General features: G+C 74.7%; 9 protein-coding genes. 4 read left to right on the top strand and 5 right to left on the bottom strand.

Features of this window, described 5'->3' with window-relative positions; all coding sequences use genetic code 11:
• Positions 1 to 155 precede the first annotated feature (155 nt).
• The 3 genes from ANAE109_RS23800 to ANAE109_RS21225 all read left to right on the top strand — a co-directional run bounded on the left by ANAE109_RS23800 (position 156) and on the right by ANAE109_RS21225 (position 6,088).
• Complete coding sequence (locus tag ANAE109_RS23800; protein WP_049768664.1) at positions 156 to 4,118, top strand: VIT domain-containing protein; 3,963 nt, start codon at positions 156 to 158, stop codon at positions 4,116 to 4,118.
• Between the two features lie 481 nt (positions 4,119 to 4,599).
• The gene (locus tag ANAE109_RS21230; protein WP_234945200.1) at positions 4,600 to 5,346 is read left to right on the top strand and encodes a metallophosphoesterase; all 747 of its coding nucleotides are present in this window, start codon (positions 4,600 to 4,602) and stop codon (positions 5,344 to 5,346) included.
• 331 nt (positions 5,347 to 5,677) lie between these two features.
• Complete coding sequence (locus ANAE109_RS21225) at positions 5,678 to 6,088, top strand: four helix bundle protein (RefSeq protein WP_012098951.1); 411 nt, start codon at positions 5,678 to 5,680, stop codon at positions 6,086 to 6,088.
• Positions 6,089 to 6,357: 269 nt separating this feature from the next.
• Here the strand turns inward: ANAE109_RS21225 and ANAE109_RS21220 are convergent, their stop codons facing one another.
• From ANAE109_RS21220 to ANAE109_RS21200, 5 genes are all read right to left on the bottom strand, one after another.
• Entirely contained in the window at positions 6,358 to 6,759 is a 402-nt protein-coding gene (locus tag ANAE109_RS21220) for a four helix bundle protein (protein ID WP_012098950.1), read from the bottom strand.
• A gap of 334 nt (positions 6,760 to 7,093) precedes the next feature.
• On the bottom strand, positions 7,094 to 7,936 hold the full coding sequence (locus tag ANAE109_RS21215) for an EcsC family protein (protein WP_012098949.1): 843 nt from the start codon (positions 7,934 to 7,936) through the stop codon (positions 7,094 to 7,096).
• Positions 7,937 to 8,003: 67 nt separating this feature from the next.
• Positions 8,004 to 8,684, bottom strand: a complete 681-nt coding sequence (locus tag ANAE109_RS21210; RefSeq protein WP_049768663.1) for an RES family NAD+ phosphorylase — start codon at positions 8,682 to 8,684, stop codon at positions 8,004 to 8,006.
• 49 nt (positions 8,685 to 8,733) lie between these two features.
• Entirely contained in the window at positions 8,734 to 9,108 is a 375-nt protein-coding gene (locus tag ANAE109_RS21205; RefSeq protein WP_041448595.1) for an MbcA/ParS/Xre antitoxin family protein, read from the bottom strand.
• Between the two features lie 132 nt (positions 9,109 to 9,240).
• On the bottom strand, positions 9,241 to 10,227 hold the full coding sequence (locus ANAE109_RS21200) for a zinc-dependent alcohol dehydrogenase family protein (RefSeq protein ID WP_012098946.1): 987 nt from the start codon (positions 10,225 to 10,227) through the stop codon (positions 9,241 to 9,243).
• 241 nt (positions 10,228 to 10,468) lie between these two features.
• On the opposite strand from ANAE109_RS21200, the gene aceE reads away from it, so the two are divergent.
• Entirely contained in the window at positions 10,469 to 13,135 is a 2,667-nt protein-coding gene (gene aceE, locus ANAE109_RS21195; RefSeq protein WP_012098945.1) for a pyruvate dehydrogenase (acetyl-transferring), homodimeric type, read from the top strand.
• Positions 13,136 to 13,140: the final 5 nt, after the last annotated feature.

Genomic DNA, 13,140 nt, shown 5'->3' with positions numbered 1-13,140 from the left:
CTCTGCGGGGCGGGGAACGGAGGGGCCTCATGCGCCCATCGCCCGCTTTCCAACCGAACCGCTCCCGCCTCGTCCCCGCGCTCGTCGCCCTCGCGCTCGGCTGCTCGCGCGAGGCTCCCCGGGGTGCTCCACCGTCCCCACAGCGACCGCCCGGCGTGAGCGCGGCGCGAGCGAGCGCTGACCGCGCGCCCCCGCGCGCGGACCTCGTCCGGCTCGCCGCGCTCGTCGCGGCGCTCCCCGCCCACACGACGCTCGAGCCGCACGGCGCGGAGGCCGGGGCGGCGCCGGTCCCGTTCTCGCCGCGCCTCACGGGCCGCGGCCCGGACGGCGAGGCGGTGCTCGAGTTCCCGCTCGTGCACACCCGCGTGGCCGCCCAGATCACCGGCGACGTGGCGCGGGTCGAGGTCACGCAGTTCTACGCGAACCCCTCGCCCGACCGGCTCGAGGCGATCTACGCGTTCCCGCTGCCTCCCGATGCCGCCGTCACCGACATGCTGTTCCGCATCGGCGACCGAGTGGTGATCTCCGAGGTGCGCAGGCGCGAGGAGGCGCGCCGCACGTACGAGGCGGCGAAGCGGGAGGGTCGCACGGCGGCGCTCACCGAGCAGGAGCGGCCGAACCTCTTCACGCAGTCGGTCGCGAACGTCCCGCCCGGCGAGACGGTCGCGGTCGTGCTGCGCTACGTGCACGAGGTCCCGTTCGACGGGGGCCGCTACGCCTTCCACTTCCCCACCACCGTGGGGCCGCGGTACGTCCCCGGCGCCGCGCTCGCCCCGGACGCGCCAGGGGGCGCACGCGGTCCGGGCACCTCGCCCGACACCGGCCGCGTGCCGGATGCGTCGCGCGTCACCCCGCCCGTCTCACCGCCGGGGACGCGCTCGGGCCACGACGTGGACCTCCTCGTCCGGCTCGTGCCCGGCGGCGCGTTCGACGAGGTGGAGACGCGCAGCCACCGCGTCGTCACCGGCCTCGAGCCCGCGGGGGCGCGGCTGGTCGCCCTCGCCGAGGACGACCGGATCCCGAACAAGGACTTCGTGCTCACCTGGCGCCCCGCCGGCGTCGTCCCGGGGGCGCACGCGCTCGTGCAGCGGGAGAAGGGCGAGGACTTCCTCATGCTGTTCGTCCAGCCGCCCGCCGGCGTCGCTCCGGCGCTGGTCCGCCCGAAGGAGCTCGTGTTCCTCGTGGACAAGTCCGGGTCGATGATGGGGGCGCCGTTCGACCGGGTGCGCGCCCTAGTGGCGCGGGCGCTCGACGCGATGGGGCCGGACGACACCTTCCAGGTGGTCGCCTTCGACGGGTCGGCGCAGGCGATGAGCGAGGCGCCGTTGCCGGCGACGCCGTCCGCGATCGCGCGCGCGAAGGAGTGGCTCGCGTCGCTGGAGGGCGGGGGCGGGACCGAGATGCTCGAGGGGGTGCGCGCCGCGCTCTCGCCGCCGGAGGATCCGCGCCGGCTGCGGATGGTGGTGTTCTGCACGGACGGCTTCATCGGGAACGAGCCGGAGATCATCGAGGCGGTGGAGGCGCTGCGCGGCCGGGCGCGCGTGTTCGGCTTCGGCATCGGCTCCTCGGTGAACCGCTACCTGGTGGAGGGCGTCGGGCGCGCGGGCCGGGGCGCCTCCGAGGTGGTGTCGCTGGACGAGCCACCGGACGCGGCGGTGGCCCGCCTCTTCGCGCGGATCGATCGCCCGCTCCTCACCGATCTCGAGGTCGGCTTCGAGGGCGCGGAGGTGACGGACCTGCTCCCCGCGCGCCTGCCGGACCTGTTCGCGGGGCAGCCGCTCGTCGTGGCGGCGCGCGTCCGCGGCGGCAGGCCGTCGCACGTGATCCTGCGCGGCCGGCTCGGCGAGGCGCCGTGGGTCTCGCGCGTCGAGGTCGCGACGGCGCGCGCCGCGGTGGGCGACGGCTCCGAGCAGCCGGTGGTGGGGACGCTCTGGGCGCGACGCCGGATCGACGACCTCCTCGGCGCGCGCCCCACCGCGCCGGAGCGCTCCGCCATCGAGGAGACCGTCGCGCTCGCCCTGCGCTTCAAGCTGGTCACGCCCTACACCTCGTTCGTCGCGGTCGAGCGCGAGCTCCGCGTCGATCCGGCGCTGCCGCTCGCGCAGGCGCTGGTCCCGAACGAGCTGCCGGAGGGGGTCTCGTACGAGGGCATCTTCGGACCCGCCTCCCTGGTGGACGTCGCCCCCGCCCGCGTGAAGCCCGGCGATCCTGAGCTGCGCGTGGTGGCGCCGCCGGGCGCGGTGTCGGTCTCCGTCGCGCTCCCCTTCGAGCGGAGCGCGCGCGAGGCGATCCGCGACCCCGCTCGCGGCGACTTCGTGCTCCGCTTCCTCGTCCCGCCCGCCTGGCCGGACGGGAGCTACGACGCGCGGGTCACCATCCGGCACGAGGACGGCAGGCGCGAGGAGCGGGTCGCCCCGATCCGCGTGGACACCACGCCCGCCGCCGTCGCCGTGCTCGCCGCTCCCGCGACGGCGGCGCCCGGCGAGACCGTGCGCCTCGCGCTCAAGCCGGCGCTGCCGGTCGCGTGGCTCCCCGAGCTGGCTCGGCGGCCGGGCGGCCTCGGCAACGCGGTGAAGGGGGCGATGGAGGTGAAGGAGGTGCTCGTGCGCGCGCCGTGGGGCGAGCGCGCGCGGGCGCGGATGGAGGGGCCGCTCGGCGCCTGGGTGGCGGAGCTCCACGTCCCCGTGGCCGCGCGCGCCGGTGCGGCCGGACTCGAGGTGGTCGCCTCCGACGCGGCGGGCAACGTGAGCCGGCGCAGGCTGACGCTCGCCGTCGTGCCCGCGCGCGCTCCTGGTACGGCGGGAGCCCTCCGGGCCGACGTCGGCGCGAGGCTGGTCGTCCTCGCCCTCGCCGGCGCGGCGCTCGCCGCCGCCTTCCTCCGGCTCGGGGCGGAGCGGCGTGGCCGCCGTCGCGCGACGCTGCTCGCGCTGGCGCTCGCGCCGGCAGTCGGCCACGCCCGCCCCGCCTCCCTCGCGGTGTCCCCCCCGCGCCCGGGACGCCGGGGCCGGGTCGCGCTCGCCCGCGCGATGCTCGTCGCCGTCCTCGGCGGCGCGACGCTCCTCGCAGCGGCCACGGCCGCCCTCGCCTGGAAGGAGCGCGCCCGTCTCCGCCACCTGGCGCTCCCCGCGGTGAGCGATCCGTCGCTCGCGCCGGAGCCTCTCGCCGCGCTCGCCGCGCTGCCGCCCTGCGCCAGCGCCGAGCTCGCGCGGGTGGGCCGGCGCGTCACCGCCGTGCTGGCGGCCTCGGACGGCGCGACCCTCGTCGGCACGTTCGACGGGGGGATCGTGCGCCTCGGAACCGACGGGGCGGCCCAGGAGATCGCGGGGCTCGAGGGCCGCGAACGGTTCGTGAACGCGCTCGCCGAGCACGACGGGCTCGTGTGGGCGGCGACGCAGGGCGGGCTCGTCGCCCTCGACGGCGAGCGCCGCGCGCTCACCTTGCTCGCGGGCGAGGGGGTGACCTCGCTCGCGCGCGCGGGGCAGCGGCTCTACGCCGGGACCGCGCGGGGCGTCTTCCGCGTCTCGGCGGGGCGCGGGGCCGAGCCGATGTCCGTCACCGGCCCCGATGGCGAGCCCATCCGCGCGAGCGCGCTCGCCGCGAGCGAGACGGAGCTCTGGATCGGGACGGCCTCGGGCGCGTACGCGCTCTCGCGCGCGAGCCTGGAGGCGCCGCTCCTGTCGCGGATCGCGACCTGGCACCCCCTCGTCTTCGGAGCCCCCGGCGCGGCGACGAACGTGGTCACCGCCCTCGCGCCGCTGGGCGCCGGAGCGCTGGCCGGCACCGACGACGGCGGGCTCGTGCGGCTGGGGGCGGACGGCGCCGTGTCGGCGCTGAGGCTCGCCGACGCGCGCGCGAACGAGGTGAACCCGGGCGCCGCGGCGGTCGCGGGCGAGGCGGTGGTGGTGGGCACGCAGGGCGGCGGCCTCGTGTTCGCGCGGCCGACGGAGACCGGGCTCGGGGCCGGGCGGCCGCTGGGGCTCGAGCGGCTCGCGGTGTCGGCCCTGTCTGCGAGCGGGGGAGAGCTGCTGGCGGGCACGGCGCAGGGCGCGGTGCTGCGGATCGCGTGCGGGGCGGAGCGGGAGCCCGGGAACGTAGAGGAGGTCGAGCCGGGGACGTGAATGGGAGCGGGTCGAGGCCGGGGTTGGGGTTGGGGTCGGGGCCGGTACAAACCGGGTACTTGGGTGACAGGTCAGACCGGGAGCTCGGGTAACACGCCTACGGCCGGGAGGTCGCGGTCGGGGTCGCGGTCGGGGTCGCGGTCGGGGTCGCGGTCGGGGTCGCGGTCGGGGTCGCGGTCGGGGTCGCGGTCGGGGTCGCGGTCGGGGTCGCGGTCGGGGTCGCGGTCGGGGTCGCGGTCGGGGTCGCGGTCGGGGTCGCGGTCGGGGTCGCGGTCGGGGTCGGGGTCGCGGTCGGGGTCGCGGTCGGGGTCGCGGTCGGGGTTGTTCCTCTCTACCGCTCGTGCTGAGCCTGTCCAAGCACGAGCGCTCGAGTCACGTACTCTGGGGCGGCGCGCTGTGGGCGGGGCGGGTCGGGTTCGGAATGCGGTGCAGCAGTCGTCGCGCGAGGGCGAGGTCGCGTGCTCCCGGGCGCCGGGGCATCATGGCCAGCATGATCCGGCTCGCCGCGCTTGCGGACATCCACGGGAACGTGTGGGCGCTCGAGGCTGTGCTGAAGGACGCGAAGGGACAGGGAGCGGACGGCTTCGTCAACGCGGGGGATCTGCTCTCCGGGCCGCTCGACCCCGCTGCCACGGCCGACCTGCTCATGTCGCTCGACCTGCCCACGGTCGCCGGCAACCACGAGCGCCAGCTCCTCGCGTGCGAGCACGCCGCGGGGGGCCCCTCGGACCAGTACGCGTTCGAGCACGTCAGCCTCCGCCACCGCGACTGGCTGCGGCAGCTGCCCTCGACGCTGGAGGTCGACGGCGCGATCCTGCTCTGTCATGGCACGCCGTCGGACGATCGCGCGTACCTCCTCGAGGAGGTGGAGCGGGGCCGCGTGGTCCGCGCTCCGGCGGCAGTGGTCGAGGCACGCGCCGCGGGAGCCGGGCAGCGCCTCATCGTGTGCGGCCACTCGCACCAGCCGGGCATCCACTGGCTCTCGGACGGGCGGCTCGTCGTGAATCCGGGCAGCGTGGGGTTGCAGGCCTACGACGACGATCATCCGTCCTTCCACGTGGTCGAGAACGGGAGTCCCCACGCTCGCTACGCCATCTGCGAGCGGACCCGGAGCGGCTGGAGCGTCGCGCTTCGCAGCGTCGAGTACGACCACGCCGCCGCCGTCGCGGCCGCACGAAGGAACGGCCGGGAGGACTGGGCGCGCTGGCTGCAGACCGGGCGGGCGTGATCCGCGCGCGGTCGGGATCCCTCGACTCCGCTCCGTCGCTGACGCGACGGAGCGCAGCCTGTCCTGAGCGTAGCGGCCGGGGCCGCGGAGTCGGAGGGCTCGGGATGAGTGGCCTCGAGTGATCCCGTCGACGCCGCGGTCGAGGTCGAGGTCGCGGTCACTACGCGTGAACGGCGCTCTCATCGTCGGGCAGGCTCGTGCCACCGGTGGGTGGCACTGCGCCTGCGGCTCTCGGGGCCACGCGTCGTTCGGGCGGACGGTCTTCGTCCGGGGGCTCACAGTCGTTGGTCATGGGGCGGCTCCTTCTCCCGGGGGTGAAAGGAGCCGCCCCATGGCCAACAACCTCGCTTCCCTTGCAGACGCAGCCCGCTCCACCGTCCCCTCCTCCCGCTCCCGCAATTCTTCCCCCGTCCCCGTCCTCCCTCACCACAAGCTCCACGCGTTCGCCGTCGCGCGTGACCTGCTCCTCGCCGTCGTCGGCTCGCCCATCCGCGACGCGAAGCTCCGCGACGAGGCCGTCCGCTCGGCCAAGTCGGCCTGCCTCAACACCGCGGAGGGCGCCGGGCGAGTGACGAGGGGCGACAAAGCCCGCGCGTTCGCCATCGCCCGCGCGGAGACCGTCGAGGCCGCCGCGGCGGTCGAGATCGCGGCGCTGTGCGGGGACACCTCCGCCGCCCACGCGGAGGAGGTCGCCCGGATCGCGGACCGCCTCGTGGCGATGCTGACGGGGCTGGTGCGCTAAACGACCGTGCGCGATTCGGAAACAGCGCGGCGAAGCCGCGCCCGCGGGACGGCGCGCGAGCCCCGAGGGGCGAAGCGCGCCCGGGCCCCGCGTAGCAGGGGTGGGGCCCCGACGAGCTTCGCTCGGCGGGGCGGGGGCGCAGCCCCCGTCAGAACATGGCTAAACCATGGCGTGATTCGCGACACCGAAGGTGATCGCGAATCACGAACCATGGTTTAGACCGGAGCGGCGCGGTGACCTCGCTCGGGTCACCGCGCCTCGTGCTGCGTTCAGCGCGTGGCGGCCCTGCGGAGCAGCCCTCGCAGCATGGCCCGGAGCCGGTCGGCGAGGGCGAGGATCTCGGCGGCGTCGGTCTCCTGGACCGCCCCGATGCCGGCTGCGAGGTCCACCGCCGCGACGACCTCGTGGAGCGAGCCGTCGGAGGCGAGGAAGTACTTGCGCCGCATGGCGACGCGATCGTCGGGGAGTCCCTCGCTGAGGTTCAGGAACGCGCTCTTGGCCGCGCGGGTGGCGTGATCGCGGAGCTCCGCGTCGGAGAGCTGGGCGCGATGAACGCGCACCGCGAGCTCTCGGGCGCAGCGGTAGACGTCGAGGGTCTGGAAGGGGAAGGGTGTGGGGGAGGGAGTGGAAACGGAACCGGGCTTCAGCTGGACGAGAACGGTGTTTGGCATCGCGCCTCCTTCACCCCGGACAGGAGGCGCGATGCCAAACGCCCAAGCTCGAACCCGTCCCCCATTCACGAGGACCACGCGCTGCAGGCCGCCGTGACGGGCAAAGCCCGGCGCGGCGGCTGATCGAGCGGTTCACGTCCTCGCGTTCGCCCCTCGACTCCGCGCCGTCCTTCGCCAGGCTCAGGACGGCGCTCGGGACGAGCGGGACTTTCTGATGGTCGCGGTCGCGGTCGCGGTCGCGGTCGAGGTCGCGGTCGCGGTCGAGGTCGCGGTCGAGGTCGAGGTCGAGGTCGCGGTCGAGGTCGCGGTCGAGGTCGGAGTCAGCTCGAGGCCCTCAGATCGCGGCCTCGTCGTATGCGCTCCTCACCTCCTCCTCCCCGTACCTTCGCTCCAATCGCCGGACCGTGAAGTGCCCCCACGCCGTCTTCTGGTAGTGCTGGATGAACACCGAGTTGATGCCGGCGCCCGCGAGCGCGCCCACGATCGGCACCACCTGCGCGACCGCCTTCTGCGCGACCGTCGTGCCGAAGCGCTGCGCGATGAGCCCGACGAGCCGCACCACCGCCGGGGCGCCGCGCTCGGCGGCGACGTCGCCGAGGGCGCGCGCCCCGAGCTGCTCGGCGGCGCGCGCGACCGCCTGCGAGAGGGCCACGCGCACCGCGAAGTAGCCCGTCTCGCCCGCGTCGTCCGTCGGGGAACGGCCGCCCATGGCGAAGACGCCGAGGCACTCGAGCCGCACCCGCAGCTCCGAGAGGTCCTCTCCCTGCGCGCGGGCGTGATCGGCGATCGAGCGGAGCATGAGGGTGGTCGAGACGGGCAGCTCGAGCGGGAGCGCCGCGGCGCCGAGCGCCCCGCCGAGCGCTCCCGAGGCGATCACGGCCGCGCGGTGCGCGAGGTCCGAGGCGCCGGCGGGGGTGGCGAGCACCGTCCCCGAGGCGCCGCCGGGGCCCGGCTCCCGGAAGTCGAGGGTGCGCACGGCGAGATCGAGCCCCCGCTCGAGCGCTGCGCGCGTGGCGCCGCTCACGAGCTCCCGGGAGCGCGCCGGGAGCTTCTCGACGAGCCGCTCGATCGGCCGCCCCACGCGGCTCGCGAGCTGGATGGCGAGGTCGGGGCTCTCGAGGGCGCGCTTGGCCTGCTCGAGGGCGAGGGCGTCCGGGCGATCGAGGCGCGTCGGCATACGCCTAGCCTATCGCGCGGGGCTCGCACGCGCCGCGCCCCGCTCGGCGCGGCTGACCGGCTCACGATCAGGCAGCGGGCGCCGGCAGCGCGCCGTCGACGAGGAACGTGCTGCGCGGGAAGAGCTCGGTGTCGATGCCCAGCGCCCGCTCGTGGCGAAACTCGACGTCGTGCGCCCCGGTGACCGTGCAGTACCAGGTCTCGGGCGTCGCGAGGGGAGCCGGCGCCGCGAACGCGGCCGGCGAGAAGAGCCCCACGTTCGGGCCCCGGCGCGGGTCGCGCGCCGAGGGGTAGCGGACGACCTCGATCCCGTCCGCCCGCATCTCGGCGCCGAGCCGCTGGCTGGCGGTGTAGTCGGAGGGCGAGCAGATCCGGCGGGCCGCGCCCTTGAAGGCGGGCGACGAGAGGTCCACGCCCGCGCGGGTGGCGACCTTCACCTGGAACGCCGAGAACGGCATGGCGTGGGGCGCGAGCTTCGCCTCCGTGCCCTCGAAGAACACGATCCGGTAATACGCCGTCTCGGCGAGCGCGGTGGGCAGCTCCTCGGACCCGTACCAGAGGCTCGGCTCGTGGCGTCCGCCGAAGCGCGAGCCGTAGCGGAGCGGCGGGTACCGGAACGGCGAGTAGAGGAGGTAGTGCAGCCCCGCGAACGCGGGGTCCGGCGGCAGCGGCGGCTTCTGCGCGTCGATCATGCGCTCGAGCAGGTCGTGCTCGGCGTCGGTGTCCACGAGGGGCCGCGTGGAGATCATCCGCTGGCTCTCGGCGACGCGCCACGGCCGGCACGCCAGCGGCCGCGCGCTAGACCTTCCCCCGCATCGCGTCCAGATACTGCGTGACATTCACCAGCCCTTCGACGCCCCGCACCAGGAGCGCGGGAGCGCCGCCGAGGTGAGCGTTCTCGGCGTGGAACCACGCGCGGCAGCTCGCTGCGTCTCCCAGTAAAGCATTGAGGCTGCGGTACATGCGCAGGAAAGTGAGCGCGAGCTCGCCCTCCTTGGCCGCGGGGTCGATCGAGCGCGAGGCGGCGCGGAGCCGCGAGACCGAGGCGCCGCTGACGCCGATGATCCTCGCGAGCTGCGCGTCGGTGAGCCCGAGCAGCTCGGCCGCGCGGAGCGTCGCCTTGGTCAGCACCGCGCCCGGCTCGGGCGCCCTCGCGTGGGCGGATGCGCGCATGGACCTCCTGGGCGGCCGGGACGGGCGCCTTGCAATGGAAAGCCTAAGGCGGATGGCTTTCATTTGCAAGAGGGCGGATCGGGCGGGCCGGGTCGAGGGGAAGAGCAGGCGACCGGGCGCGCGGGCTCCGCGTCACTCCGGCACGAGGACCGCGGCGCCCTCGATCCGCCCTGCGCGGAGCAGCTCCAGCGCCTCGTTCGCCGCGGCGAGCGGGAACGGCGTGACCGCGCAGCGGACCGGCACCTGCGGGGCGAGCGCGAGGAACGCCTCGCCGTCGGCGCGGGTGAGGTTCGCGACCGAGCGGAGGACGCGCTCGCCCCAGAGGAGCGCGTACGGGAAGGCGGGGATGTCGCTCATGTGGATGCCCGCGCAGACGACCGTCCCCCCGGGCGCCACGGCCGAGAGCGCGGCGGGGACGAGCGCGCCGACCGGCGCGAAGATCACCGCGGCGTCGAGAAGCGCGGGCGGAGGCGCGTCGGAGCCGCCCGCCCAGGCGGCGCCGAGGTCGCGGGCGAGCCGCTGCGCACCCTCGTCCCCGGGCCGCGTGAACGCGAGCACCTCCTGGCCGGCGTGGCGGGCGACCTGCGCCAGGATGTGACCGGCCGCGCCGAAGCCGAAGATCCCGAGCCGGCGCGCCTCGCCGGCCATCCGCCAGGCGCGATGCCCGATGAGGCCGGCGCAGAGGAGCGGCGCGGTCGCGACCGGATCGGTCCCGGGCGGGAGGGGGAACGCGAAGCGCGCGTCCGCCACGGCGTACTCGGCGTAGCCCCCGTCGCGCTGCCAGCCGGTGAAGCGCGCCCGCTCGCAGAGGTTCTCGCGGCCGGAGGCGCAGAAGCGGCAGGTGCCGCAGGCCCAGCCGAGCCAGGCGATGCCGGCGAGCTGGCCGGGCGCGAGGCGCGTCACGCCTGGCCCGGCGCGGACCACCTCCCCGACGATCTCGTGCCCGGGCACGACCGGCCGGCCGGGCAGGGCGAGCTCGCCGTCCGCGAGGTGCAGGTCGGTCCGGCACACCCCGCAGGCGAGGACGCGCACGAGGATCTCGTCCGGACCGGGCTCGGGAGCGGGGAGCTCGCGGGCGGCGAGCGGGCGACCGGGGTGCTCGACGACCATGGCGCGCATGGCGTGGAGCGTACCGCCTTCCGCCGGAGGCCGGACGAGGCGCGCGAATCCCTCCCACACCCGCAGGCCGGCCGGTCGGCCCCCCGCAGGGCACCGCCAGGGCGGTGAAACTCGCCGGAGGCGCTCGCCGCGTCGCACCCGAGGTGCGGATCCGCGCGGCAGGCGTTGATCGCCAGGCGCCTGGCGTTAGGAGTTTCCCCCGAGCTCCAGCCGCGATCGCAAACAGCCCGAGGCGCCCCGAATGGACCCGCTTTCCAGCCCCGACATCGACCCGCAGGAGACGCGCGAGTGGCTCGACGCCCTGGAGGGCGTCCTCGAGCGCGAAGGGACGGAGCGCGCGCACTTCCTCATCGAGCACCTCATCGACCGGGCGCGAAGGTCCGGCGCCTACGTGCCGTTCTCCGCGAACACCGCCTACATCAACACCATCCCGGTGGAGAAGCAGCCGCGCTTCCCCGGCGACTTCGCCCTCGAGCAGCGGATCCGCCACTACATCCGCTGGAACGCGATGGCGATGGTGGTCCGCGCGAACAAGCACACCAACGTCGGCGGCCACATCGCGAGCTTCGCCTCCGCCGCCACGCTCTACGACGTCGGCTACAACCACTTCTGGCGCTCCTGGAGCGAGGAGCGCGGCGGGGACCTCGTGTTCCTGCAGGGCCACTCCTCGCCCGGCGTCTACGCGCGCGCGTTCCTGCTCGGCCTCATCAGCGAGGAGCAGCTCGCGAACTTCCGCCAGGAGGTGGACGGGAAGGGCATCTCCTCGTACCCGCACCCGTGGCTCATGCCCGACTTCTGGCAGTTCCCCACCGTGTCGATGGGGCTCGGGCCGCTCATGGCCATCTACCAGGCGCGCTTCATGAAGTACCTGCACGACCGGGGCGTGGTGGACACCGAGGGGCGCAAGGTGTGGGCGTTCACGGGCGACGGCGAGATGGACGAGCCGGAGGCCATGGGGGCGATCGGGCTCGCCGGCCGCGAGCAGCTCGACAACCTCATCTTCGTCGTGAACTGCAACCTGCAGCGGCTCGACGGGCCGGTGCGCGGCAACGGCAAGATCATCCAGGAGCTGGAGAGCACCTTCCGCGGCGCCGGCTGGAACGTCATCAAGGTCATCTGGGGACGGCACTGGGACCCGCTGCTCGCGAAGGACAAGAGCGGCGCGCTCCGCCGCCGGATGATGGAGGTCGTCGACGGTGAGTACCAGCTGTACAAGTCGCGCAGCGGGGCCTACGTCCGCGAGCACTTCTTCGACTCGGCCGAGCTGAAGGACCTCGTCTCCGAGCTCTCCGACGACGACATCTGGCGCCTGAACCGCGGCGGCCACGATCCGTTCAAGGTCTACGCCGCCTACGACGCGGCCGTGAAGCACGAGGGGCAGCCGACGGTCATCCTCGCGAAGACCATCAAGGGCTACGGCATGGGGGAGGCGGGCGAGGCGATGAACATCGCCCACCAGCAGAAGAAGATCGCGGTGGACGCGATCCGCCGGTTCCGCGACCGCTTCGAGCTGCCCGTCCCCGACGCCGCGCTCGAGGAGGTGCCGTTCCTCAGGTTCGAGGAGGGCTCCAAGGAGCTCGAGTACATGAGGGCGCGGCGGGCCGAGCTCGGGGGCGATCGCCCGCGCCGGCGGCGCCGCGCGCCCGAGTCGCTCGAGGTGCCGCCGCTCGCCGCGTTCGACCGGCTCCTCAAGAGCACCGAGGACCGGGAGATCTCCACCACCATGGCGCTCGTGCAGATGATGAGCATCCTCGCCCGCGACAAGAAGATCGGCGCGCGCGTGGTGCCCATCGTGCCGGACGAGGGGCGCACCTTCGGCATGGAGGGCATGTACCGGCAGCTCGGCATCTGGAGCCACGTGGGGCAGCTCTACACGCCGGAGGACGCCGAGCAGCTCGCCTTCTACCGCGAGGACAAGAAGGGGCAGGTGCTGCAGGAGGGCATCACCGAGGCGGGCGGGATGGCGGACTGGATGGCGGCGGCGTCCGCCTACTCCACGCACGGCCGCTCGATGATCCCGTTCTACGTCTTCTACTCGATGTTCGGCTTCCAGCGGGTCGGCGACTTCGCCTGGGCGGCGGGCGACATGCGCTGCCGCGGCTTCCTCGTCGGCGGCACCTCGGGGCGCACCACCCTGAACGGCGAGGGGCTCCAGCACGAGGACGGCCACTCGCACGTGTTCTCGGCGGTGATCCCGAACTGCCGCTCCTACGATCCGACCTTCTCCTACGAGGTCGCGGTCATCGTGCAGGACGGGCTGCGCCGCATGGTGCAGGAGCAGGAGGACGTCTACTACTACGTCACCGTCCTGAACGAGAACTACGTCCACCCCGCCATGCCGGAGGGCGCGGCCGAGGACATCATCCGCGGGATGTACCTCTTCAAGCGGGGAGGGACGGGCGACAAGAAGGCGCCCCGCGTGCAGCTGCTCGGGTCGGGCGCGATCTTCCGCGAGGTGATCGCCGCCGCCGACCTCCTGAAGAGCCACTGGGGCGTGGACGCGGATCTGTGGGCCTGCCCGAGCTTCACCGAGCTCGCCCGGGACGGGATGGCGATCGCGCGCGAGAACCTGCTCCACCCGGAGGCGCCCGCGAAGAAGTCGCACGTCGAGCGGTGCCTGGGGGAGACCTCCGGCCCGGTGGTCGCCGCGACCGACTACGTGCGCGCCTTCGCCGAGCAGATCCGCCCCTACGTCGGCCGCCGCTACCTCGTGCTCGGCACGGACGGCTACGGGCGGTCCGACACGCGCGAGCGGCTGCGCCGCTTCTTCGAGGTGGACCGGCACCACGTCGCCGTCGCGGCCCTGAAGGCGCTCGCCGACGAGGGGAAGCTCCCACCGGCCAAGGTCGCGGAGGCCATCCGCAAGTACGGCATCGATCCCGCCAAGCCGGCCCCCTGGACCGTCTAGCGCCC

This window comes from Anaeromyxobacter sp. Fw109-5 (genome assembly GCF_000017505.1).
Lineage (GTDB): Bacteria > Myxococcota > Myxococcia > Myxococcales > Anaeromyxobacteraceae > Anaeromyxobacter.
This window is presented reverse-complemented; position numbering and strand designations above follow the sequence as displayed.